The following is a 24,011-nucleotide window of genomic DNA, read 5'->3' as shown; positions in this document are numbered from 1 at the left end:
AATCCGGCGGCGAGCGCGGTATTTGCCCAATTCTTGATCATGCCAATTACTCCTCATTTAGACCGGACCGGTTTCTTCGGTCCGGTGGAGTAACGGGCGATGCTTGCCTCTATTCCACGGCGGCATTTTTTAGTTCGCTTCGCTTTTTTGACGGAGATCGCCAAGTACCTTGGCTTCTTCCGCTGCCTCGAGTGGCTGCCCGGCGCCAACCGCCGTCAGATAGGAGTCGAGGGTTTCGAGGGATGATGCCGGCGCATAGCCATCGCTGCCGCCTTGTGCGGCGACGGCGAAAGTCACGCGCCATTCGGTGCCGGCAAGACAGGCAACGGAAACCACCGTCGAGCGGTCGGCCGAATCCACTTCGAATTCGCGGCAGAGCGCCTGTGAATTGTCGCGGAATGTCGCAATGGCACGAAAGCGCTGGTCGGAACCGGGCAATTGCGTTTCGGCACCGGAGGCGACCGTTACGAGCGCCTCGTCGAGCGCCGGTTTGCTCAGGGCCGCGAGTGGCAGCACATTGGATGGCGCCGCTTCGCCACCGCGGCCCAGCCAATATCCACCGAACCCGGCGATGAGGGCCACAACCGAGGCGGCGATGGGTGCGGCCCAGCTGCTTATCGGCCGATCGTTTGCGGCCCGATGCGGGAAAGACAGCACCCTGGGGGCCGATGCATTCTGCGCCAAAGCCTTTTCCGCGACCATCCTCTCGACGGCGGACTTGAGTTCGGCCGGCAAGGGTTCTTCGAGTAGCGGTTTCATGGCGGTCTTCGCCGCCTGACGCGTTTCGATGAATAGGCCCACCCGCGCGACAAGTTCGTCGTCGGTTTCCATTGCCCGCTCGACCTCAGCGGAGGTCTCGGCATCAAGCTCGCCGTCGGCGAAGCGCATCAGTGTCTCATCGGAGAAATCCGTCCTGGTCATTCCTCTACGTCCTTCATCACGTGAGAACGGGCGCTCTTTGTCGTTATTCCCGCAGTCTCGGCGAGACTCTTGCGGGCCCTCGCCAGCCGGCTCATTACCGTTCCTATTGGGATGTCGAGGACACCGGCCGTCTCGCGATAGGAAAGCTCCTCGACGCAGACGAGGATGAGCACCTCCCGCTGCTCCTCCGGCAACTCTCCGATCGCTTCCGCCACGGTGTTGAGCGTCAGGCGCGCCTCGGCTTCGCCCTCCCCGGACGAGCCGGCAATGTCCTGGCGTTCGGAGATATCGTCCTGAATGCCCGCGGTTTTCTGCCTGCGCACCTGGTCGATCCACAAATTGCGGAGGATGCGAAACATCCATGCGTCGAAGCGTGTGCCCGGCTCGAAGCGGTCGGCGCTTGCCAGCGCCCGTTCACAAGCCGCCTGAACGAGGTCGTCGGCGACATCACGCGAGCGGCAGAGCGATACGGCGAAGCGGCGCAGATTGGGCAGAAACGCTATGAGGCGTTCACCGACATCCTTCACCGCAACGCTCATGACCCCGAAACTCCGCAATTTGGACGAGAAATGGGAATAGATCGACGACTCAGCCGTTCCCATTCAATCTACAGGCACCCGCCCGTCTGTCCAAGAAATGCACTCTCGTGCTTCAAGCAAGATCGAGGTTCTGAGATGGCGACCCCGCTGAGAAACATTCTGGTCATGTCCCTTACGGCAATCGCCCTCGTCGCGGGCGACGCCATGGTTTCCGGCAGCGAAACGACGTTGGAAATCCTCGGAGCCAAAGCGGCCCTGGCCGACGATGACGATGACGACGATGAGGGAGGCAGCAGATCTGGGCGCTCCGGATCCTACCGGTCCGGTGCAGGGTGGAACGGCGGCAGGAGCCTGCTCCCGTTCCGCGGCCTCTTCCCACGCCGACACATCGCCCGGCGCGCGCCTGCTCCCGCACCCGCCGTGCCGGCACGAGCACCGGATGAGATCGTCGGTTTCGGTTTCAGCGCGGCTCAACTCACGCAACTGGCCGAAGCGGGCTTCGAGGTCGTCGACCGCGGCACGGTGACGATGCTCGATAGCGAAATCGTCAAGTTTCGCATCCCCGCGAGGATGACCCTGGACGCTGCGAGAGCGCGGGCGCAGACCCTTGCGCCAGAGGCCAGCATCGACTTCAACCATTACTTCCGCCCGGAACGGGGCGCAGAGCATTGCGCGCGGGGGGACTGCCTGGCGCGCAGCGTCATCGGCTGGCCCTCGGCTTACGATCGACCGAGCGCTTGCAGCGGCACAGTTACGATCGGCCTCGTGGATACTGCCATCAACCCCGAGCACGACGCCTTCGAAGGAAGCGATATCGAAATCATCCGCCTTGCCGATGAAAGCTTGCCTCAGTCGGGGAAGCAGCACGGTACCGCGATCGCGGCTCTGCTCGTCGGGTCCACGACGAGCCGCACGCCCGGTCTCATTCCGGGCGGTGACCTGATCGCCGTGGATGCTTTTCACCGGGCCACGAGGCAAGACGACCGCTCCGGCGCGTTCGATCTGGTGCGTGCTCTCGACCTCCTTGCCGCGCGCGAAGTGCAGCTCATCAATCTCAGCCTCGCCGGGCCGCCCAATCGGCTGCTCGAACAGGTGGTGAAGAAGGCGGGCGAACGCGGCATCATCCTGGTGGCCGCGGCCGGCAATGGCGGCCCGAGAGCGGAGCCGGTTTACCCCGCCGCTTACGAAGAGGTCATCGCCGTGACAGCGACGGACAAGAGCAAGCAACCCTACAGGCGCGCCGGACGCGGCGACCACATCGACTTTGCTGCTCCCGGTGTGGCCGTCTGGACGGCGGCGTCGATCACCGGAGCTCGTCCGAAAACCGGCACCTCCTTCGCCGCACCGTTCGTCACCGCCGCGGTGGCGTTGATGAAGGCGTCGGAGCCGAAACTCGGCCCTGCGCTGATCCGCGAGAGGCTCGCCGGCAACGTGGAAGACCTCGGCGATCCGGGCAAGGATCCAGTCTTCGGCTGGGGCCTCCTGAACGCGCGGTCGCTCTGCGAAAAAGCTTCTTAGATCACTTGCTCGCTCTACAGCAGATTGCGCGACCGGGGACTACCATCAACCCTCCTCGGGTAGCGTGCGCTCTCGCCTCCATTAATATGACTTAATATAAACCCCTAATTTTTTATTGATATACCCCTGTTATTGTGTAATCTCCTGTCTGCGAGGGCGGATATTTCGGGCATTTTTTAGGAAATTTTACGAAGTATACTTTTTCGCGCAAGAATATTTTCTTGCCTCGCTAGTTAATACTGGATATTTTGAGTGCTTCAAATGAAAGGCCCTGCCCCGGGGCAGGGCCTTTCCCTGCTCAAGAGTGTAAATTCAATGAAGCCTTGCGACCGCAGACAGCTGGCCGGGCACTTCCGGTCACATTGAGAAGACCTGGAGCCGCGCCAGCGCGTGTTTGACCCCGTTGCCGCCGGAAACGGCGATAAATGAAAATGGAACGGTCTCGACATATTGGACCGGCCCAAGAGCTCATGGTTCCAGCCGTTCGGCCAAGCCTCCGCTCCCGAGCGTGGAACAAACCTTCTTGCTTGGACGTTTCCGTCAATCGAAGTACCCATCGTCAAGCGCGGTGAAGTCGACCAGGTACTTCAGGAGACCGAGATGGATATCACGACGCTCTTAATCATCATCCTTGTTCTTATCCTATTGGGTGGCGGCTGGTACGGCCGGGGACGCTGGTACTAAGCAATTGACGAGTGACACTACATCTTATGCCGTTGCGCTCGATCGCGACTTCATGAAAAGATTAGCTTTCTCGGATCGCCTAGGGCGACCCTCTGACTTGAAAAGGACGCTACATGGCTTCTGGAACGGTAAAGTGGTTCAACAGCACCAAGGGCTTTGGCTTCATCCAGCCTGATGACGGCGGTCAGGATGTCTTCGTGCATATCTCGGCGGTAGAGCGTGCCGGCCTCTCCACTCTCAAAGACGGCCAAAAGGTAAGTTTCGAAATCACTCAGGACCGCAGGTCGGGCAAGAGTTCTGCGGACAACCTTCGCGCACTTTGATGTCGCCCGTCGTGATGACCTGGGCTTCAGCGTTCCTGACCTCACGAAGGAGAAGGCAATGAAAGATGTTGGCCGAAGTGATCCGTTCAAGCCGAGCAAGAAAGTCGCCTCGAACCACGCTGTCGATCAGGCAACTCTCGCCTGTCGGGCAATCATGGAACAGGAAGCGCTGGCGAGAGAGAAGAAAACGGCCCGACTGAGACAACTCAGGTTGGAGAGGGATGCAGCCGAGGCCGAGCTTGGCGAACGCCCTGCCGCAGCCGGGCGACCGCGCACGAAAAAGCCGTCCTCGAAAACGGATGCTCGGCGATAGGTGATTACTGCCACGGGCAGCTATTCAGCTGGCAGTAATTCAAAGTGCTACCGTGACCTTTGCGCGTCTAATTGGATGCGTGGCGCTGTAAAGGCTCATCCACCCGCTCGAGTTCGAAGAAGTAGATCCGGTCGTCACCGCTGACCGTCATCGCCCCCATGATCCTTTGCTCATCGATCCGGCGAAAGTAGTCGACGATGGGCTGGTCGTCATAGATCATGGCGGCACTCACCACGCCGTAGAACGGCATGGTCGTCAGCGAAGCCACAGGGCCCTTCGCCCGAAGTCCGCGCTTAAGGCACGAAAACAGGTGTCTCGCGGCGCCCGTGCTGCCGATGTTTTGGAAACGAAGCGCCAGGCGAACTGGTATTCTCGCCGGATCGATGGCGATGAGCCGCCGCCGTCCCATGCGAAACAACAGTGCATTCGCGCATATCCGGCCTGAAACGCTTACCGAACCATCCGAGGTTTTCCAGCACACGTCGAGCGGATGGCCAGTCGGAATGCCACGTCCCCTCCAGGTCGGAAATCTCTTCGAGAGCGCCGACGTGGTCGAAGTGTCCATGCGTCATCACAATTCCGGCCGTGATTTTGCACCGAAACGTTCCTCGGCGGCCCGGGTAATGAGGCCGGTCGTCCCCATCACTCCGGCGTCGATCAGAACCCACTTGCGGTCGCCGGCACCCGGGCTTCCGAAGAACACGACATTGACAATGCCAAGGCGCCGGTAAGCGACGTCGGAGCACAGCTGCAGAGTGCCGTCGTCATTTGCCGTGTTGCTCGGCGGGTTCTCGGCGCGACCATGTGGATCGAGCGGTACTTGCTGGGCCATTTCCATGCCTCCTTCCGCTGCACAGAGAGGTGTCGAACCATCGCCGATGGGATTGGTTCCGAAGGGTCGGGCGCTGGCCGCGTTTCGATCTCGGCAGCCGAGGAGCAACGCACTGTGGAGGGCCACGAGAAATTGCAGCGCCTTACGATCACTACCCGTTTAAGTACATCAGCCATGAAGTGAGCTGCAACTCAAAATTTTATCCGCGCTCGACCCATTCCAGCAACCGAAGCTCACGAGGACGCATGCCCCAATCACAGTCGCAGCCTTACGCAATCTCGGACTTGCGTGATCAGCCGGGCTTCTGCCCTACGATTGCAGATCGTATCTGGCGGGCTTGGTGGCAAGGCGCCGGCCATCCGCTCGAACATGTAGCCGACCACATGCAGGAATTGCTGGACGAAGGAGCACTGCCTTTCGGGCTTGTTGCCCACGAGGGCGCGACATATCTCGGATCGGCCCTAATCATCTCCTGCGACCTGGAGGAGCGTCCGCAATACGCTCCATGGGTGGCGGCCGTATGGGTCGATGCCGACCACCGGCGTCGGGGTATTGGCAGGGCCCTTGTCCGCCGCGCAGCAGAAGCGACGTTCGACCTGGGCCATGATGTTGCCTATCTATGCGCTTTGCCGGAAAAGCGCTCATTCTATGAGGCATTCGGCTGGCGTCGCCTGGAAGAAGATGTCGGCCCGCATGGGCTCACCGTCCTCACCTTTTCGCGGGGCGTCTAGCTCGATCAAAGCCAGCTTTCGCTCCCGGCCCACAGGGGCCGTAGGCGGGGAACGTGACGGAAGCCGCGATTGAGTCCTAAGCGACCGTCGCGTCAAGCTTGATCTTATGGCTCGATTGGATGTCCGACGGCGGACATTGGCGAGAGTTGATAGGCGAGCCGCCGAAACGCTGCCGACGAACAAAGCGTCTGGCCCGTCGACTGCAATGCCGATGATATGCTCGCTTGCGCAGCAGCGAGCAATGTGCATCGCTGCTCCGCTGTGCGCTCGCCTCTGTGGGAGCAACGCGGAACTGCTAAAGGCGCTCGACGCACATGGCGACGCCCATGCCGCCGCCGACGCGAGGCCCGGAAAACGCCCCGCCGCTTCATCACGAAGAGCAACGTGTTGAGGACGCGGGCGCCAGAAGCGCCGATCGGATGGCCGATCGCGATCGCGCCGCCATTGACGTTGACGATAGGGGATCCCAACCGAGGTCCTTGTTGACGGCGCAGGCCTGGGCGCGAACGCCTCCGTTCGCCTCCACCAGTTCCACGTCGTCGACCGCCCAGTCGGCCTTCTCCAGCGCGTTGCGGGATGCGGGGACGGGGCTTGGATGGCGATGAAGCCGCTGACCCGCCCACCATCGACATAGCCATTCGCGACGGCGCCTTGGACCAAGTCCTCCATCACTAGGCCGAGCCAGCCATCGCGGCTCTGATCGTCAGACGTTCGTCGTTGATGATGAGCGGGCCGTCGACGCGGACATGAGTTCGCGCCCGCCCTTCTCGAACTCCCACACCGCGCGCATCGGCGTTCGGCCGCACACCATCGAATGGATTGAGAAGTCAGAAGCGTCAGGGACGATCCAGCTCAACACGCATCTAGACTCCATTCCAACCGCATCGTTCGCACATCGGAGACTTCTATCCAGATCTCACCAGAACTCCCGAAAATCGGAGGACGAGCCTTCCGCCGGATCGAGAAAACATTCGGCGATGCTTGCCAAGAATCCCCCATGCATAGTGTCCAAGGTCGCGGCAGAAGTTTGGCGTTGCCCGCCAGAATTTTGCCGGTCATGTCGAACTCGATGATGGCTTGCAATTTATGCACTGGGTCGAGGCCGGCTTTTGCGTCAGTGGCCCACAAACAATGCGGTTTGAGGATACCAACCCGCAGGAGCTTCGGGTAGGCTGCGCATCAAGGTTAGGAGGGCACATGGGCCTGTCAGATATTCTCGGTCGATTGGTCGCACTGATCGGCGCTGTGGCCATCCTTTTGCGGCGCCAGGACGGCGATTCTCTGGAACCGGCCTATGGCAGCGCCCCGACAATCCCGAGAGCCAAGCCGCAGGGCATTCCGACCCTGAAGATGCCGACAGCCAAGGGATGGCCCGCGGAGCAAATGCCGACTGCGGCGGCCGGGCTCAACGTGAACGCATTCGCGGCCGGGCTCAAACATCCCCGTTGGATTTACGTGTTGCCGAATGGCGACGTACTGGTTGCTGAGGCACTGAGCGAGCCGGGGGGCATTAAATCCGCCTTCGACTACGCCATGTTGAGCACAATGAAGCGCGCCGCCGCAGTGGGCGCAAGTCCGAACCGCATCACGCTGTTGCGGGATGCGGATGGCGACGGCGTGGCCGAAATCCGCACCGAATTTCTCGACGGACTCAATCAGCCGTTCGGCATGGCGTTTCTGGGCGATACGTTGTATGTCGGCAACACAGACGGGGTGGTTGCGTTCCCGTATGAAACGGGCGACACACGTATCAGCGCGACAGGCCAAAAGGTTACGTCCTTCAAGGCCGGGGGGCATTGGACGCGAAGCCTGCTTGCGAGTCGCGATGGACGAAAGCTTTTCATCGGCGTCGGTTCGCTCAGCAACATCGGCGAGCGCGGCATGGCGGCAGAAGAAGGACGGGCCGCTATCCACGCGCTTGACCTCGAGAGTGGTCAGCACCGCATTTTTGCCTCCGGTCTGCGCAACCCGGTGGGTATGGCGTGGGAACCAACGACGGGTGCGCTCTGGACGGTGGTTAATGAGCGCGATGGCCTGGGCGACGAGACGCCGCCCGACTATCTGACATCAGTGCGCGACGGCGGCTTCTATGGATGGCCCTATTGCTACTGGGGGCAGAACTTGGACGACCGGGTGCCGCAGGACCCGGCGATGGTCGCAACCGCTATAACACCGGACTATGCCTTGGGCGGACACACTGCATCACTTGGCCTTTGCTGGCTTCCCGCAGGCACTCTGCCCGGCTTCCCGGACGGCATGGTCATCGGGCAGCATGGTTCCTGGAACCGCAGCACATTGCGCGGCTACAAGGTTGTCTTCGTGCCGTTCGTGAATGGACGTCCAGCCGGGCCGCCGCGCGACATTCTGACCGGTTTCCTTTCGCCTGACGAGCGGTCGTCCTATGGGCGGCCGGTTGGAGTTACCATCGGCCCCGACGGCTCCTTGTTGGTGGCGGACGATGTCGGCGATGTGATCTGGCGCGTCACGGGCGAGGCGGAGCGCATGTGAAACGCGCATCGGTGCCGCCCTGCATGGGAATGCCCATGGCATCCGGATCACCGACGGCGGAGAGGCGTTTTCCGTTGGGTTTTTCGCTGGTTGGCCGATTTGGACACTTCTCGACTACGGCTAATCGACGTATGTCCGTGTCGCGGGCATAGGGCCGAAGACCTGCTTGAGGGGTTGAGCTCTGCGCTGGTGTGACGCTTGGGAGGGTTAGCTGGCAACCAGTTCTGCCCACGCATAGACGCAATCGCATCCTTGGGCTTGTGTTCAACACCCTACGCACCAGCGCCTATGTCGGTCCGGCTTGGATCTGCCGGAGTGCAAGTCAAGCTCGCCACGGTGGACTGAGGTGGCGTGGATCATTTCAGGGCCCCCGCGGTGAGGCCGGAGACGATGCCACGCTGCAAGAGAACGAAGGCAGCGAGCATGGGAGTCACATAGATGGCCGCATAGGCCATAATGCTGTTCCATTCGTTGGTGTTCGGCCCCATGAAGCTATTGAGCCCGACGCTGGCCGGTTGCAGCTCAATTCTCTGGATCATCGACTTCGAATAGACGAACTCGCCGAAAGCCTGCATGAAGATCAGGATGGCGCCGACGAGGATGCCGTTGCGAGCGAGCGGCAGGACGATTCGAAAAAAGGCGCCGACGCGGGAACTGCCATCGACGAGGGCCGCTTCCTCCAACTCCTGCGGAACGCTCATGAATGTTGCGCGCACCAGCACTATGAAGAAGGGCATACTCTTGGCGGCGATCGCGAGGATGACCGCCAGGCGTGGGTAGTCGAGCAGCCCGATCTGTGAAAAGCCAACAAAGATTGGTGTGATCATCAGTGATGACGGCAGGACCTGCAGCATGAGGATGAGGAAGAGCCCGACATCCACCCAGACATTGCGGTAGCGTGCCAGCACATAGGCGCAGCCGACACCGAGAACTAAGATAACGGCTACGGCACCGAAAGCGATGACCAGCGAGTTCCAGATGTAACGCCCCATGTTGCGGCTGTGCCAGACTTGGCCGTAGATCTGCCACTGTGGGTCGGTCGGCCAAAAATCCGGAGGGTTGGCAAACATCGCCGAGCCGGACTTTAGCGCCGTAATGTACATCCAGTAGAGCGGGAATAGATAGATGGCGGCGAGCACCAGCGCCACGGCCAGCATCAACTTTTCGCGGAAGGTATCGGTCACCCCCGCACCTCGTGACGTGTGGAGCGGACGTAGACGATTGAGGCGAACATCACGAAGACGATCATGATCACAGAGATCGTCGCTCCCTTGGCGAAATCGTACTGTCGGAACGACAACTCCCAGGCACAGTATTGCGTGACATTGGACGAATTGTTCGGTCCACCGGAGGTGATCGCGGCGAAACGATCGAACTGCTGCAGCGTGAAGATCAGGCCGAGCGCGATGACAGCGCCGATCGTCGTGCGCATCATCGGCAAGGTAATCGTCCAGAAGCGTTGCAGCGCGTTGGCTCCATCGAGCTCCGCCGCCTCATAGAGATCCTTCGGTATGCCCGAAAGCCCGACCGAAAGCAGGATCATGTTGAACGAGGTACCAAGCCAGATATTGGCGATAATCACCGCCCAGAGCGAACCGTGCGGATCGGAGCGCCAGAAGATATTGCCGTCGGTCACACCGATTTCCCTCAAGAAGAAGTTGAGGACTCCAAAATCGCCCGAGAGAATCCAGCTGCAGATCGCACCAACCACTAGGCCGGGCATCACCCAGGAGACGAGAAAGAGACCGCGAAGCCAGGACGCGCCCGGAAAATTCATCCAAAAGAAAAGTGCCAGCCCGAAGCCTATGACGAATTGGCCGGCAATCGAGGCGCTGACGAAGAGTGCCGTGTTAAGGAGAATTGGGCTGGTTTCCAGCTGCGCGAAGAGCTCCGTGTGAAGCCGACAAAGGGTCGTCCGAAGGTTCCAAGGCTGAACAGATCCACTGTTGGAAACTCATCAGAACGTTGTAGACGAGCGGTATGCCGGAAAGGGTGAGCAGGAAAGTGAGCGGCAGTGCAACGAGCGCAATGTCGAAGCCCTTACCATCGATGATGCTGGACAGGATTTTCTTCATGAGCGCCTCCACATCCGATAGGCGCCCCTCCTTTCAGCCGAGCACGGCCTTTATCTTTTTGGCCGCTTGGTCGAGCGCTTCCCTGGAAGACATCTGTCCGGTTAGCGCCGCCTGGATCGCATCTTGGATTGCCTTGGAGATCTTCGGCCATTCAGGGTGCGGGCCCCGAGGCTTGGCGTACTTGAGCTGTTCGAGAAAAACCTTGAGCGCGGCATCCTTGCGCGGCTGGCCGGTCTCGCGAATTGCGATATCGGTGCGGGCCGGGAGCAGGCCGAAGTCTCTGAACATGCGGTCATCCTGGGAGATCAAATACTCAAGCACCCCGAAGGCCTCTTCAGGGTGCTTCGTGCTGGCGAAGATCGCCCAATTGAAGTCCCCCATGGAGGAGGAGCGTTCGGCACCGTCTTCCGGTACCGGCAGCAACGTCACGCCCCAATCGAACTTCGCTTCGGCAACCATTCGGTCGAGCTCCCAGGGACCGGAAATCGCCATGGCCGCGTTTCCGGAATTGAACGTCCCGGTCGAATCCCACTGGCTGCGCGTCAGCGTATCCGGAGAAGCAAGCCTCTCGTCGAGGATCGTTTTCCAGGTATCGAGCGCCCTGACCGCGCCATCGGTGTTGATGATTTCGTAACTGGCACCGGCCATCTGTGCCCACGGCAGGAATTGGAAGGTGCCCTCCTCGCTCGCCTTGGCCGAAAAAGTTATGCCGTACACGTTGGCTGCCAGGTCGGTCAGCTTTCGTGCCGCGTCCACCAATTCAGCCCAGGTTTGCGGCGGCTTGTCAGGATCAAGGCCCTTCGCCTTGAACATGTCCTTATTGTAATATAGCGCGATCGTGTTCGTCGCCTTTGGAACGCCGTAATGCCTGCCTTCCCACATCGTGGAGGCGAGCGGGCCTGGGAAGTAGTTTTCCGGCTTGATTACCGTCGATTTCGCGATCATGTCGGTCAGATCCAAAAAGGCGCCGCGCGACGCGAACAGGACATGTTCAGGATTATCGACCGCGATAATATCCGGAGCCTGGCCCGTGGCATAGGCGCGTAAGGCCTCGCTCACCAGATCGTCAAACGGGACCTCCCGGTACTCGATCTTGATGCCCGTATTAAGCTTGTTGTAGTCGGAGATCAGGTTCGACGCCGGCCGATCGTTATCGTGCGACCAGACGGAGATCGTCACGTCCTCGGCCTTGGCCGGAACATAGAAACACGAGACGGTAGCAAGCGCGAGAGCACCGAGCACGGCGACTTTGCGGATATCCATGGTCTCCTCCTCTTGGCTATCTTGATCCAGCCCCCTTTGGCCCCGATGACCGGGTCATGGAGGGGAATTCAACCCGGCCACGCCTCGGTCGTCTCGCGGTGGAGAGGGGCCGACGGCCTTCACTCTTTCGCAAGACTTGCACTGGCTGCGCGAGTTTCAGCCAGCCGTTCGTCCCATCAGTTTCCCAACACTGCCATTTGGTCGGTATGCTCTGCGCGAGCGGTTTCGTCCCGTTCGGGAGGCAGAGTGAACTGAAACACCGCCCCGCGAGGTTCATTCGCGGAGACCCACAGCCGGCCGCCGTGAGCCTCGACGATCGAACGGCAGATCGCCAGGCCCATGCCCATGCCGCTGGGTTTGGTTGTGTAGAAGGCCTCGAAGAGGCGGTCTATACTCTGCGGGTCCAGTCCCGGGCCCGAGTCCTGTACCCTGACATCCACGCCTCCTGAGGCCTCTGTCTCGGTGCTGATCAGCAACTCGCGCTCCCCCTCACTAATGCCGCTCATCGCCTCGATGGCGTTCATGATCAGATTGAGGATCACCTGTTGCAGCTGGACGCGATCTCCTTCCACGGACGGAAGGCTCGTCGCAAATTCGGTCTGCAGCGAGACGCCTTGCCGGAGCACTTCGCTGCGGGTCAAGGCAATCACGTGGCGAATGGCTTCATTGAGGTCGAACTGCTCCTTGCGAGGCGGTTCCTTTTTAACCAAACCCCGGATCCGGCCAATGACGTCGCCCGCTCGTTTGGCGTTATCGACGATCCGGTCGAGCGCCTCACGCACTTCCTCCAAATTTGGCGGATTGGTACCCAGCCAGCGCAAAGCCGCCTGGGCGTTGGTGACCGACGCTGCGATCGGCTGGTTGACTTCATGGGCGATGGAGGCTGTGAGCTGCCCCATGGTGGCGACCCGGTTTGCGTGGGACAGTTGCCCTTGTGCCTCTCGCAAGGCCCCCTCGCTTTCGCGTAACGCCTCTGCCGCCCACCGGCGCTCGGTCAAATCGAGGACAAAAGAGACACCTTCTTTCCTGCTGTCTTCGAACAGCGCACTGCCGACCAGCACGGGCAAACGGCTGCCATCTTTGCGAAAGTACTCCTTCTCGAACGGGTGAACTGCCCCGGTCGCCTTCAGCTCTTCAGCGGTCCGTGCGTCGCGGTCGCGCCATTCGCCCGGGGTCAGGTCCGTCAAGCATAGCTGACCAGAGGCAAGATCCTCTTGGTCGTATCCGACCATGCGGAGAAACGCATCGTTTGCCTCCAGAATGCGAGCTTCCATATCCCAGATGACGATCCCGATGATATTGGCCTTGACGAGGCGGCGGATCTTGGCTTCGCGTTCTGCGAGATCGCGGTACAACCGGGTATTCTGCAATGAGATCGCTGCCTGAGAGGCGAGCAGCTTAAGCACTGCGATTCGCGCTGGCGCGAAGACCCGAGGGGCGAGGTTATTCTCAAGATAAAGCACTCCGGTCAGCTCACCCTGATTAAGCAACGGCAGGCAGAGAATGGAACGAGCATGGTGCTGACAAATGTAGGGGTCGGCGGAAAATGGGTTTTGAGCTGTTGCGTCGCCAAGAACCACGCTCTCGTTTGTGCGCAAGACATAATGAAGGACCGATTCCGGCAGCATCATCGCGGTCACGAACTCGTCGCGCAGCTGTACCACGACCGTGTCGCCGCCGGTCGTGGCTTCCGCCGTGATCCGTGACTCACCGCCACGCGATACAATCAATAGGCCGCGCTCGGCCCCCGCCTGCTCGATGGCGGTGCGCAAGACCGTGTCCATCAGCTTTTCAACGACTATCTCGCCCGAGATGGCTTGCGACACTTTAATCACCGTGGCGAGGTCAAGTTGTTCGATCGGCACTCCGATCGTCCTCTTCGGCCCGGGTGCTGGCTCATCCTCTCGCAGGTAGGGATACAATGCATCGAGTTGCTGCACCTTGCCATCAGCTCCCCAACGCAGGTAGCAGTGCCGCGCGTTTCGCAGATGGGCATGGGTATTGGTTTCGAAGCCGCGCGCCGCGTAGAAGCGCGCTGCCAGTTCGGAGGCGAGCGCCTCATTATGGATCAAGCCGTTGTCGCGGGCAGATCGGATGGCCTGCTCGTAGAGACGCTCGGCCTCGAGCCACTGCCCTTTGAGGCGGGCGATCTCCGCGCCGAGCAGCGCGGCGCGGCTCGCGAAGTTGTCCGGGCAGTTCTCGGCCCACTCCTGGAGCCGGCGGTGGTGGGCTGCCAAGGCCTTGAGGTGGCGGGCTCGCTCCGCAGCGGGGGCCGCGTCGCAGAACGCGGCCCGTGCCAGCGCAGCGTAGAGATGGTATTCCGCCCGCTCGAAGATGGCTGGCGAGATCCAAAGAAGGCGTTCTGCTTTCGCCGCCGCCGCGACCGCTGCGGCGTGGTCGTGGGCGAAGACACGGGCCTGCAGCTTGCGGATCCAGTACAAGCAGGCTGCGATCGACAGGCGCGGATCCTCCTCCAGATGTTGTTCGAACCGGGTCTCATCGAACCCGGTATTGTTGAAGGAGCCGAAGATAGCGGTTTGGCCGCGGAGAGCCCGGACAAGCCCGACCTGCGCGGTGATGAGATCGACGACGAGACCGAACTTCGCTTGCCGCGCAAAGTCGAGCCCGGCTTCGGCCTCGCGCTGCACTTCGGCGAGCGGATTGCCGCTGGCGAGAAGTTGGGTGAGCACGTTGTTGCAGCTAAAGGCCGCGTAGGTCAGGTCACCGGCCTGGAGCGCCGTGTCGAAGGCGTGCCGTGCGATTGGACGGCCCCTTGGAAAGTGCCGCATCGGAGGCTTCGCGAGGTTCCCGAAGGCCAGGTAAACGCGGGCCTTGAGGCGGTCCGCGCCATTTTGCTCCACCATATCAAGCCCCAGCTCGCCTAAGCGGAACCCCGCCTTGTAGTCGCCGAAAAACAGTCCCAGTACGTTGCCCACCGCGGTGTAGGCGTAACACGAAGCGTCGCTGTTACCATGCTCAAGGCTGAGATTTCCCATGCGGCCGATGACGAGGCACCGCAGGTTCTCGTCGGTGAACAAGGCCGGGGACACGAGCGAGGTAAGCACGTCCATTGTCGCGCACGCGACCGGATCGGTCATCCGGGGCAGGTCGAGCAGTGCGTCGATCGGACGGTCGCCGAGCTGCCGCCACATCCGCGCGTATTCCTGCCGGACGTCGTGCTTCGTCGGATGCGCCGACCAAGCGACGCCGACGCGGCGCAGGTAGTCGAGGCCGACAATGATGGCGCGGTCGCTTCGGCCGAGAGTCATGAAGAGGTCCACCCGCAGCCGGGTTACGGTGGCCAAGTCGGGCAGGCTGACGGCGCGGCTTGCCAGTTCGGCGAGGCGCGCCTCCGCTTCCCCCAGCGCGCCGGTGAGGAACTCGCACTCGGCCATGTGCAGCTCCAGCGCGAAAGCGAGCTCGTACCGGCGCTCCCAGCAGTCCTCCGGCAATAGGGACCGGCCGGCAGTGAGATAGGTCAGCGCCGAAGCGTAGGCAGTCGAGGCTTTGGCGCGCCGGCCAGCGATCAAGTTCAGTTCGGCAACCCACTCCCGCTCCTCGCCCGAGGCGATCAGCGCGATGCCCCGGTTGAGTTGGCCGACGATGTCGAAGACACTCTCCTCGACCTCCTCCGGCGGCGTGTGCGCGACCAGCCGCTGGCCGATGGTGAGGTGTGCAGCGGCCCGCTCGCCTTCAGGGATAAGCGTATAAGCTGCCTCCTCGACGCGGTCGTGCAGGAAGTAATAGGCCCCATCCCTCCGGCATACCAACCCGGCTCGCTCCGCCTCCGATAGTGCTGCGTCCAGCGCAGCCTCGCTCTCCCGCTGGACCAGTCTGAGGGTGGCGATCTCGCCAACGTTGCCCAGACAGGCCAACTGCTGCAGGGCATCCTGGGTCGTTTCGGGGAGGCGGCGCAACTTGCTCAGCAAAAGGTCCACTACATTGTCTGTGTAACCCCTGGCGTGAATGCGCTCGAGATCCCAGGACCAGCATGCCTGTCCATGGTCGAAAGCGACTAGTCCTTCCTCGGCGAGTGCTGTGAGGAACTGGATGACAAAGAAGGGATTGCCGATGGTTTTTTCGAACACCAGCCGGGCCAGAGGCGCGGCACAGGCTGGCGCGCAGTGCAGCGCATCGGCAATGAGCCGGTCGAGATCCTCAAGCCGCAGCGGCGCCAGCACAATCTCCTGCGCCGGCACGCCCAAGCTGCGGATCGTCGCCAGCCGCCGCATCAGCGGGTGCGCTGGCGTGACCTCGTTGTCCCGGTAAGCGCCGATAAGCAGCAAGTGGCGCAGCTCCGGCTGGGTCACCAAGTGCTCAAGCAGGTCGAGCGTCGCAGCATCAAGCCACTGCAGGTCATCGAGGAACAGCGCCAGCGGATGCTCCGGCTGCGCGAACACGCCGAGCAGGCGGCGGAACACCATCTGGAAGCGGCGCTGCGCGTCCTGCGGCGGCAGCTCCGGTAGCGGCGGCTGCGGGCCAGTGAGGAGTTCGAGCTCAGGGATGAGTGTCACCATGAGCTGGCCGTTTCGGCCAAGCGCCTCGCCAAAGGCTTCGCGCCAGGGCGCCAGCTCGGCCTCACTCTTGCCAAGCAGCGGGCGGATCAGCCCCTGCAAGGCCTGCGCCAAGCTGGCATATGGGATGTCGCGGTTGTATTGGTCGAACTTGCCCGAGGCGAACAGCCCGCGCGACGGCACTAGCACCTTCCGCAGCTCGCCGACGACGGTGGACTTGCCGATACCGGAGTAGCCGGACACCAGCACCAGCTCCGGGCCGCCACCCTGGACGATGCGGTCGAAGGCCGCGACCAGGGCTTTGATTTCGCGCTCGCGTCCATACAGCTTCTCCGGGATCAGGAGCCGGTCCGGCGTGTCGTCTTCGCCGAGCGGGAAGGCATCGATGCGGCCCAGAACCTCCCACGCAGTGAGGCAGCGCCGCAAGTCGCGGCCCAGACCGGCGGCAGTCTGGTAGCGCTGCTCGGCCGTCTTCGCGAGCAGCTTCATGATGATCGCTGAGATGACGCCGGGCACGCCCTTCAGTCGCTCTGTGGGTGGCAAAGGCTTCCTGGCGAGGTGGCAGTGCACCCACTCCATCGGATCGGCCGCCGCAAACGGCAGTACGCCCGTGAGCATTTGGTAAAAGGTGATCCCGAGCGCGTAGAGATCGCTACGAGAGTCGACCGATTGGTTCATGCGGCCGGTCTGTTCCGGTGCCATGTAGGCGAGCGTCCCGGTGATGGTCTCGGGCGGGTCGGGTGTCTGCCGTTCGCAAGAGAGGCGCGAGGCAATGCCAAAGCCGATCAGCCGCACCTCTTCACTCCCGCCACTCACTAGAATGTTGGCCGGGTTGACGTCCTTGTGGACGAGACCGCGCTGGTGGACCTTGCATAGGGTCGAGGCGATGGCGATGGCGATTCGTAAGAAATCTCCGACCTTCATCGGGCCGTCGAGCAGACGCGCGAGCGGCTCGCCGCCGGGATCCTCGAGGACCAGCATGGTCCGGCCGCCTTCGCGCACGAACTCCAGGGGCCGCACGGCCCATGTACCTTCCAGTTCTTCCTTCAGTTCATATTCGTGGGCGAGGCGATCGAGACTTGAGGGCGTCGGGTGCTCGCTGGCGGGAAATACGGTCAGCACAGCGTCCCACTGGCCGCCGGCACCCCGACGCCGTCCGCGGCACAGCACGCGTTCGCCATCCTCCCACAGGACCTTCAAGGTGCTCTCCATCAGCGCCGAACCGAGAGGATGGGTTCAACCGCCGGACTCGGTCGACAAGTTGGCGTTTCCCGACAGACTGTCAGCAACTTTGGCGCACAAAATTCGTCCGCCAGGTGGCCAGAGCAAATATAAGAAAGATCATTACCACACATGACGTGGCCTGACGATGTCTTCCTACGACATCTCTTTCTGTGCAAATTCCGAGGCAATCCGCCCCCTGATTCCGAAATCATTCCGGCCTCTCATTCCGAATAATAGTCGCCCCCTGATTCCGAGATGATGCGCTCCCAATTGGAGGGCTCTGAAGTGGGTCCCCTGCTGGTGTGAAGTTTCGTCCTTCGGCTGTCATGAGCGAAGGAACGGGATGCCAGCGGAGAGATTGGAGATGCGGCGTGTCCGCGAGACACTGAGATATCGCTTTAAGCAGGGGGCTTGGCCACATACGGGCGAGCGGCTGAGGCCATGCCTGTCGCTGAACAGGGCCTTGCGTTAAATCCCGACTACGCATTTCTTCACTTCGCACATGGAATGGCGGCCGTGCGGCTCAGGAACGCCGATACGACGATTCGAGCCGTTATTAGTCCTCACGATCCGTCTATATTTGCGTTCAAGACACTGCTCGGATTGGCTTGATGCTGAGAGGCGAGCCCGATGACCTCTCAACGGCCCGGGTGCATCTACGGGAAGGCGCGTCCTTCGAACGCACAACCTATTATCCATTCATCGGAGCAGCGTTGCTCGGCCTCAGGGCGGGCAATACCGATGAAGTGAGGATCTGGATCTCTGATCCTTTGAAGAAGTTTCCAAACCTGAATGCGGAATACGTCCGAGAGGCGGCCCACCCATTCTATGAAGGCAGTCCTTACTGCGACTACCTCGACAGGTTGATCGAGCAGGGGCTCCCCCCGGGAGAGAAGCGTCTGATCGAAGAATAATCGCGTCAGTTAGAAGACTCCTGTTCCCGACTTCTATGCCGTGTTCAGGCAGAAATTCCACTTATAACCCCTGTCCAAGTTTCCCGATCCAGCTCTGGCCGTTGCGTCGACGGCATTGGAAGGCTGGCGGAAGCAAACACCTTCGCAGGCGCGCTCCATCCGCTACCAGCTCACCATCGCCAAGCTGCCGCTCGCCAAAGAGAACGATGACTTCGACTTCGACGGCGCGCCGGTCAACGAAGAGCTGATCCGCGAACTCGCCACCGGCAACTTCCTGGCCGAACAGCACAACATGGTCCTCGTCGGCGGCCCGGCAACGGGCAAGTCGCATGTGGCCATCGCCATCGCCCGCGCCCTCATCCGCACATTTCGGCTGTTCGATTGAGGCAGCTTTGCGCCGATAAGCGACTTCGCCAAGGACAGTTCGCGCCACCAGCCCCGACATTTACCTTCTTTTTATAGTTCGAATGACGAGTAGTCCTTACTGGACTTCACGTTTTGAAATGAACGGTCACTTAAAATGACTTCCTATTACGGGTCAGCGCGGTCATGTAACTGTTGAAGCTCGTCTGAGCCATCGCTCGACGACCAACGGACCAAAGAGCTGACAGCATGGAAAACCCGATCGCCTTGAATGGCATTGCCGAAAACAGCGTCTTCCGTAAAGGTGATGTTTTCGTCCTCTTCGGCGAACTCTTCGGTCGCGGATACGCGACTGGCTTGGTCAACGAAGCTCGGCGGGCTGGAATGGAGATCGTAGGAATTACGGTTGGGCGGCGCGACGAGAACAACGCACTGCGGCCTCTAAACGCCGAGGAACTTTCTGCCGCCGAAGGCCGATTGGGCGGCAGGATTATCAACATACCTCTAATGGCTGGCTTCGATCTCGACGCTCCGGCAGGCGGCCCCACTCCGACGGATCTCCTCGCGACGATGACGCTGGAGAGCTGGCAGCATGACAGGCTCGACTGGGACTACATTGAGCTGTGTCGAGACATCGCCACCTCGCGGTTCACGAATTCGCTTTCACAGGTCATGGCCGTTCTCGATGGAATGATTGCCGACGGCCGCAATGTTTTTTTCGCCCATACAATGGCCGGAGGTATCCCGAAAGCGAAGGTATTCCTGGTCGTTGCCAATCGAATCTACAAGGGTGTTGGTCCCCGCCACATGTCATCGCAAGCCCTCCTCGACAGCGACATGGGCAAGCTCATCCTGCAGAATTTCGACGAAGTCTCCGCAATCACCTTTCGACATCTTATCGACTTCAGCACGGCGATCCGGGAGCGCGTAGAGGCATCGGGCGGTCAGGTCCGCTATACGGCCTACGGGTATCATGGAACGGCAATCCTGATAGACGGCAGCTACCGTTGGCAGACCTACACCAACTACACGCAAGGTTACGCCAAGATGCGGCTCGAATGCATCGCGGAGGATGCCTGGGCAGCGGGCGTCAAGGCAACCGTCTATAACTGTCCCGAAATACGGACCAATTCGTCAGACGTATTTACGGGTATCGAGCTTCCCCTGATACCGCTGCTGCTCGCCTTGAGGAAAGAGAACGGTGGCCAGTGGGCAGAGGACCAATGGCAGGCATGCCAGCAGCTTCTGGCAGACGGCTTCACGATGAAGGATGTTTTCCAGAAGATTACCGATATGCAGGCCAACGAGGTCATGCGTCCGTTTTACGACTTCTCGGCGTGGCCAATGGCGAACAGCCAAGCACAGTCCGATCTGACCATCGGCACGTCCAACGAGATCACACAGATGCATCGGGACAGCAAGGCGATGATCAGCGACCTCCTGAGTGCCCTCGTGGTGGAGGCGACGGGGCAGCTTATTTTTGGTGCATCTTCAGATCCCGCCGGTCCTGTCCGGTGGCTCAACCACGATATCGTGGCGCGCCGACTTAACGCTTCCCACCTGCAAAAGGAGTCTCCCGCGCCGTTAATCGTGCAAGGGGCGAAAGACTCGCACCTCGAGATGGCCTGAGGAGTCTTCGAGCGCATCAAAACAGACGAGTTTCAAGTGCTCGCCTTGAAGGGATCGAAGCGACGGCGGCGGGAGACGGGGACTTCAACGAGCGCAGGCGCCAGCGCGTTGATGCGGATGTTGTTGCAGAGAGCAAGGACGATCGCGATGGACGCCGGCGTTTGCGGCCGATTAGGCCGTTGGAAATGGGCATTCAAACGTTCGCATGCATGTAGCTAGTCTTCACCTTCGACCATTGTCACAAAGACTGGAGAGTCATTCGAGCAGCCAAGCCCAGGCTTCTGTCTGGTGCGCTATCACACGGAGGAAAGGTTGCATGCGAGCGCAGCGATGAATAAGCTTCGCCGGCAGCACGTAAGCCGCTTCGTTGACGAGGATAAAGATGGCGACTGGTACCGTTAAGTTTTTCAACCAGGACAAGGGTTTTGGCTTCATCACGCCCGACAATGGCGGGGCAGATGTATTCGTCCATGTGTCGGCGGTGCAGGGCTCCGGACCACTTCGAGACGGAGAGAAGGTCAGCTACGAACTGGGCCAAGACCGCAAGACCGGGAAGTCGAAAGCCGAAAATGTCAGATCAGTTTGATCTGCAACTCTTCTCGCCCGAAGTAGACGATCAGCAACGTCGCCTGTTTCTGGCGCTCTCGGCGCCAGGTGCAAGACGATCCAAAGGACGCTCGAAGACGAGCACGCAATCGATGACTTTCGACGACGACATCGTAGGGCTTCAAGGCGCGTCTGGCTCCTGAGAGCATAGGGATATTAAAACTGACGATATGCGTCGCGCCCACTTCCTCCCCGTATAGTCAGTTCGTATCGCGGCGTCCGACCGCTTCACGGTGGCGCGCCAGGGCGGCGGTCCAAACGTCCATCGACATCAGCCTTCGGGAAGTTGGGCAAGCGCCGGCAGGAACTTGGAGAGTTCGTCGGACAACAGCTCTTGCCCGTCGCTCGTCATCGCGCCAGATACTCGCCACATATACCGCAGCCATGATCGTGCTGCCCCACGCTAGATTTAACCGCACCCTTCGACAGCAGAGGCACGCCTCGGCATCCGGCCGGGATGGTATATCACGCTCGGGTGGAGGATCTCCATGTACGGGAATATCCCGCGCGACGAGGTTTAGCCGACCGGAAGAGGCGCGGTTCGGCCGCTCGCGCGCTTATGCACGACTGGCCAGGGCATCGTCGAAAACCCCGCCCGACACCCCCCGTCCGAACAAAGCACAGGATGCTGTACCTCATCGCCGCCGCGTCAGCAGGGGGAGGCAAACGCCAGCGATGCCGTGATCCACAAGATCAGCAGAGGGTCAACTCTGATCATCGACGTACCTTCCATGACTGCGGCGTTCCGTGCGAACGAAACTCCAGAGCTGCCCGGATTCAGGGTGTGATTTGGAGGCCCCGTGCACCACGCCTGATGGGACCTCCAGGCGGCGTGGATTGGCGATCGTAGTTTGCCGGGTTGTTCAGCCGGCGAGTTCATTTCAACGCGCGGCAAGTCGCTCGCAAGTGTCCTGGAGCGGCGAAGGCCGAATGGGAGCGTGAGGAGTCTTCGAGGCTGATCGACGTGCAATTACATCGCTAACAAAGACATGGCTCTTGCAACCCGTCAATGAAACATCCATATACCATCCAGGTGGATGGTGGAGGATTCCATGAAAGACAATGTACACAAGTTGCGCGACAAGGGCGGCGAATCGGAGAAGATCACCATCAATCTCGGTTACGTCGATCTCGGCCGCATCGACCTTCTCGTGCAGGAAGGATTCTATTCCAATCGCACCGACTTCATCCGAACAGCGATCCGCAACCAGCTCGCGGCCGAAGCCGAGGCGGTCAAGCAGTCGATCGTTCGGCACACGCTCGAGCTGGGGCTGCGCGACTACAGCAGAGCCGATCTGGAAGCGCTCAAGGCGGCCGGCGAAAGGCTTCACATCAAGGTCGTCGGACTTGCCCGCTTCGCACCCGACGTCACGCCGGAACTTGCTTTGGCAACAATTGAATCCATCACCGTGCTCGGCGCACTGCAGGCCAGCACCGAGCTCAAATCAGCGCTGGCCGATCGCATCCGATAGAGCAGCGGCGTGACCAACAAGGACACCTCGATGAATGAAGATTTTGCCACGGCCATGCTCCGTGCGGTACGGTCCACGCGCGCCCTGAAGCTCGCCGAGGCGACACGCGTGATCCAGAATGCGCTGGCCGGTCAATCGGCCTTAGATACTCGCGCCTCGACACCGGACATCACACCACCGCCGCCAAATCGGCGTTCCACCCCCTTTCCGATCGATCCGGATGCGGAGGTCATCGAGCCATCGGCAAAGCCTGCGGTGGAAGAGTCCGCCAAAAGCGCTGGCGATGGCACCGCGTCGCGAAGGTTGCGGAAATCCTTGGGAGAAACGGTACGGATATTGCGCGAGGGGCGGTTGGCGTCCGGCGTTTTCGGATCGCTACATGACGTGAGCCTGCCGGGATTGGCAAAACGGGGGCCTCCGGCAATTGTGCCGGACGGGGCACAGTTCCTGGCGCGATCCTTCACCTGCCCCGCGGGCTCGCGAAGCTACAGGCTCTACATTCCCGCATCCGCATCCGATCGGCCGCGCGGCCTTGTCATCATGCTTCATGGCTGCAAACAGGATCCCGAAGACTTTGCTGCAGGAACCGGCATGAATGCGGTCGCCGAGACGCACGGCCTGATGGTCGCCTATCCCCGCCAAAGCGGGGCTGACAACGCATCGTTCTGCTGGAACTGGTTCCGGCCCGCCGACCAGATGCGCGACGAGGGCGAACCCTCGATCATTGCCGGCATCACCAAGGAGATCATGGCCGAATTCGACCTCGATCGCAGCCGCATCTTCGTGGCAGGCCTTTCGGCAGGTGGAGCAATGGCGGCGGTTATGGGCGAGACCTATCCCGATCTCTATTCCGCCGCGGGGATCCATTCCGGCCTAACCTACGGGTCGGCCAACGACGTCGTCTCAGCTTTCTCCGCGATGCGCGGCAATGGCGGGCTTGCATCCCGTCCGAAGCGGCTCGCCAATGGACACCGGCTCCGGACGATTGTCTTCCAAGGGAGTGCGGATCGGACCGTGCATCCCTCCAACGCCGATCGGATCGTCGCGGCAGCCACGCCAACAGGCTCCGGATGGGCCGTCCGGAAAGAATCCGGCCGATCCGCCGGCGGGCGGACCTATCAAAGAACCACTGTCGTGGATGCCGCGGGACGGCCGGCGGTCGAATATTGGCTGGTGGAGGGTGCCGGCCATGCCTGGTCCGGCGGCCATTCCGCTGGTTCGTATACGGACCCGCATGGTCCGGACGCCTCTTCCCAAATGGTGCGGTTCTTCCTCGATGGGCAGGAGTAAAGGCGTCGAAGTCGCTACAGCCGCAGCACTTGGTCCCGTGCTACTCTCGTCAGCCATCAGCAATTCCCTCCTTAGTCACCGCGTTTTGTCTGCTGAGTGCACCATAGAGTCTACACAACCATCAGTCTCCTGCTTTCGGACAGTTAATGTTGGGCCCGTGCCTACCCTCACACTGACAATCGACGCGCGAGAAAGCGCTCAACCCCACCTGAAAACCGCACCTGCTCACGGCCGTGCTCTGATTGTGAACGAGCAATCCGGAACCAATCTCCGGTCCACGAGTTCTTTGCGC

At 60.9% G+C, this 24,011-nt stretch carries 15 protein-coding genes and 5 pseudogenes; 11 read left to right on the top strand and 9 right to left on the bottom strand.

Annotated elements, in window-relative coordinates:
- Positions 1-129: 129 nt before the first annotated feature.
- Together CO664_RS23230 and CO664_RS23225 are read right to left on the bottom strand one after the other, a co-directional pair.
- Positions 130-921, bottom strand: coding sequence for an anti-sigma factor (locus CO664_RS23230; protein ID WP_097527932.1), 792 nt, complete (start codon positions 919-921; stop codon positions 130-132).
- Complete coding sequence (locus CO664_RS23225; protein ID WP_097540038.1) at positions 918-1,460, bottom strand: RNA polymerase sigma factor; 543 nt, start codon at positions 1,458-1,460, stop codon at positions 918-920. The genes CO664_RS23230 and CO664_RS23225 overlap by 4 nt, the downstream gene beginning before the upstream one ends.
- Before the next feature lie 135 nt (positions 1,461-1,595).
- Here CO664_RS23225 and CO664_RS23220 point away from each other — a divergent pair, with 135 nt between their 5' ends.
- Together CO664_RS23220 and CO664_RS23210 are read left to right on the top strand one after the other, a co-directional pair.
- Positions 1,596-2,978: a S8 family serine peptidase gene (locus tag CO664_RS23220; RefSeq protein ID WP_097540037.1), complete on the top strand. Its 1,383-nt coding sequence runs from the start codon at positions 1,596-1,598 to the stop codon at positions 2,976-2,978.
- 797 nt (positions 2,979-3,775) lie between these two features.
- Entirely contained in the window at positions 3,776-3,985 is a 210-nt protein-coding gene (locus CO664_RS23210) for a cold-shock protein (protein ID WP_037378482.1), read from the top strand.
- Between the two features lie 380 nt (positions 3,986-4,365).
- Here the strand turns inward: CO664_RS23210 and CO664_RS23200 are convergent.
- Together CO664_RS23200 and CO664_RS23195 are read right to left on the bottom strand one after the other, a co-directional pair.
- A pseudogene (locus CO664_RS23200) lies at positions 4,366-4,863 on the bottom strand (DUF4334 domain-containing protein).
- A 6-nt stretch (positions 4,864-4,869) separates the two neighbouring features.
- The gene (locus tag CO664_RS23195) at positions 4,870-5,130 is read right to left on the bottom strand and encodes a hypothetical protein (RefSeq protein ID WP_176536652.1); all 261 of its coding nucleotides are present in this window, start codon (positions 5,128-5,130) and stop codon (positions 4,870-4,872) included.
- 245 nt (positions 5,131-5,375) lie between these two features.
- On the opposite strand from CO664_RS23195, the gene CO664_RS23190 reads away from it, so the two are divergent.
- Positions 5,376-5,861, top strand: coding sequence for a GNAT family N-acetyltransferase (locus tag CO664_RS23190; protein ID WP_097540036.1), 486 nt, complete (start codon positions 5,376-5,378; stop codon positions 5,859-5,861).
- Between the two features lie 295 nt (positions 5,862-6,156).
- On the opposite strand, the pseudogene CO664_RS23185 reads toward CO664_RS23190, so the two are convergent.
- Positions 6,157-6,450, bottom strand: a pseudogene (locus CO664_RS23185) (acetyl-CoA C-acetyltransferase); the annotation flags it as partial.
- Positions 6,451-6,643: 193 nt separating this feature from the next.
- Between CO664_RS23185 and CO664_RS31745 the strand changes: the two are divergent.
- Both CO664_RS31745 and CO664_RS23180 read left to right on the top strand, forming a co-directional pair.
- Positions 6,644-6,721: pseudogene (locus CO664_RS31745) on the top strand (transcriptional regulator); the annotation flags it as partial.
- A gap of 337 nt (positions 6,722-7,058) precedes the next feature.
- A complete protein-coding gene (locus CO664_RS23180) occupies positions 7,059-8,369 on the top strand; it encodes a sorbosone dehydrogenase family protein (RefSeq protein WP_097527934.1) in 1,311 nt (436 codons plus the stop codon).
- A 356-nt stretch (positions 8,370-8,725) separates the two neighbouring features.
- Here the strand turns inward: CO664_RS23180 and CO664_RS23175 are convergent, their stop codons facing one another.
- The 4 genes and pseudogenes from CO664_RS23175 to CO664_RS23160 form a co-directional block, all read right to left on the bottom strand.
- Positions 8,726-9,553 carry a carbohydrate ABC transporter permease gene (locus tag CO664_RS23175; RefSeq protein ID WP_097540035.1) on the bottom strand — a complete coding sequence of 276 codons (828 nt, stop codon included), beginning with the start codon at positions 9,551-9,553 and terminating at the stop codon, positions 8,726-8,728.
- Positions 9,550-10,444 (bottom strand): annotated as a pseudogene (locus tag CO664_RS23170) (sugar ABC transporter permease). The gene CO664_RS23175 and the pseudogene CO664_RS23170 overlap by 4 nt, the downstream one beginning before the upstream one ends.
- A gap of 33 nt (positions 10,445-10,477) precedes the next feature.
- Positions 10,478-11,707 carry a sugar ABC transporter substrate-binding protein gene (locus CO664_RS23165; RefSeq protein ID WP_097527935.1) on the bottom strand — a complete coding sequence of 410 codons (1,230 nt, stop codon included), beginning with the start codon at positions 11,705-11,707 and terminating at the stop codon, positions 10,478-10,480.
- A 176-nt stretch (positions 11,708-11,883) separates the two neighbouring features.
- Positions 11,884-17,421 (bottom strand): trifunctional serine/threonine-protein kinase/ATP-binding protein/sensor histidine kinase, encoded by a 5,538-nt coding sequence (locus CO664_RS23160; RefSeq protein WP_097540103.1) that lies wholly within the window; start codon positions 17,419-17,421, stop codon positions 11,884-11,886.
- 635 nt (positions 17,422-18,056) lie between these two features.
- Between CO664_RS23160 and CO664_RS31300 the strand changes: the two genes are divergently transcribed.
- The 6 genes and pseudogenes from CO664_RS31300 (at position 18,057) to CO664_RS23130 (ending at position 23,719) form a co-directional block, all read left to right on the top strand.
- On the top strand, positions 18,057-18,359 hold the full coding sequence (locus CO664_RS31300; protein WP_234820317.1) for a hypothetical protein: 303 nt from the start codon (positions 18,057-18,059) through the stop codon (positions 18,357-18,359).
- A gap of 145 nt (positions 18,360-18,504) precedes the next feature.
- Positions 18,505-18,723, top strand: a pseudogene (locus tag CO664_RS23150) (ATP-binding protein); the annotation flags it as partial.
- Between the two features lie 248 nt (positions 18,724-18,971).
- Positions 18,972-20,351, top strand: coding sequence for a hypothetical protein (locus CO664_RS23145; protein ID WP_097527936.1), 1,380 nt, complete (start codon positions 18,972-18,974; stop codon positions 20,349-20,351).
- A 382-nt stretch (positions 20,352-20,733) separates the two neighbouring features.
- Positions 20,734-20,937, top strand: coding sequence for a cold-shock protein (locus tag CO664_RS23140; protein WP_037423747.1), 204 nt, complete (start codon positions 20,734-20,736; stop codon positions 20,935-20,937).
- 1,072 nt (positions 20,938-22,009) lie between these two features.
- A complete protein-coding gene (locus CO664_RS23135) occupies positions 22,010-22,429 on the top strand; it encodes a CopG family transcriptional regulator (protein WP_037423744.1) in 420 nt (139 codons plus the stop codon).
- Between the two features lie 30 nt (positions 22,430-22,459).
- Positions 22,460-23,719: a PHB depolymerase family esterase gene (locus CO664_RS23130; protein ID WP_097540102.1), complete on the top strand. Its 1,260-nt coding sequence runs from the start codon at positions 22,460-22,462 to the stop codon at positions 23,717-23,719.
- Positions 23,720-24,011: the final 292 nt, after the last annotated feature.

This window comes from Sinorhizobium sp. NG07B (genome assembly GCF_002532005.1).
Taxonomy (GTDB): Bacteria; Pseudomonadota; Alphaproteobacteria; order Rhizobiales; family Rhizobiaceae; genus Sinorhizobium; species Sinorhizobium fredii_C.
This window is presented reverse-complemented; position numbering and strand designations above follow the sequence as displayed.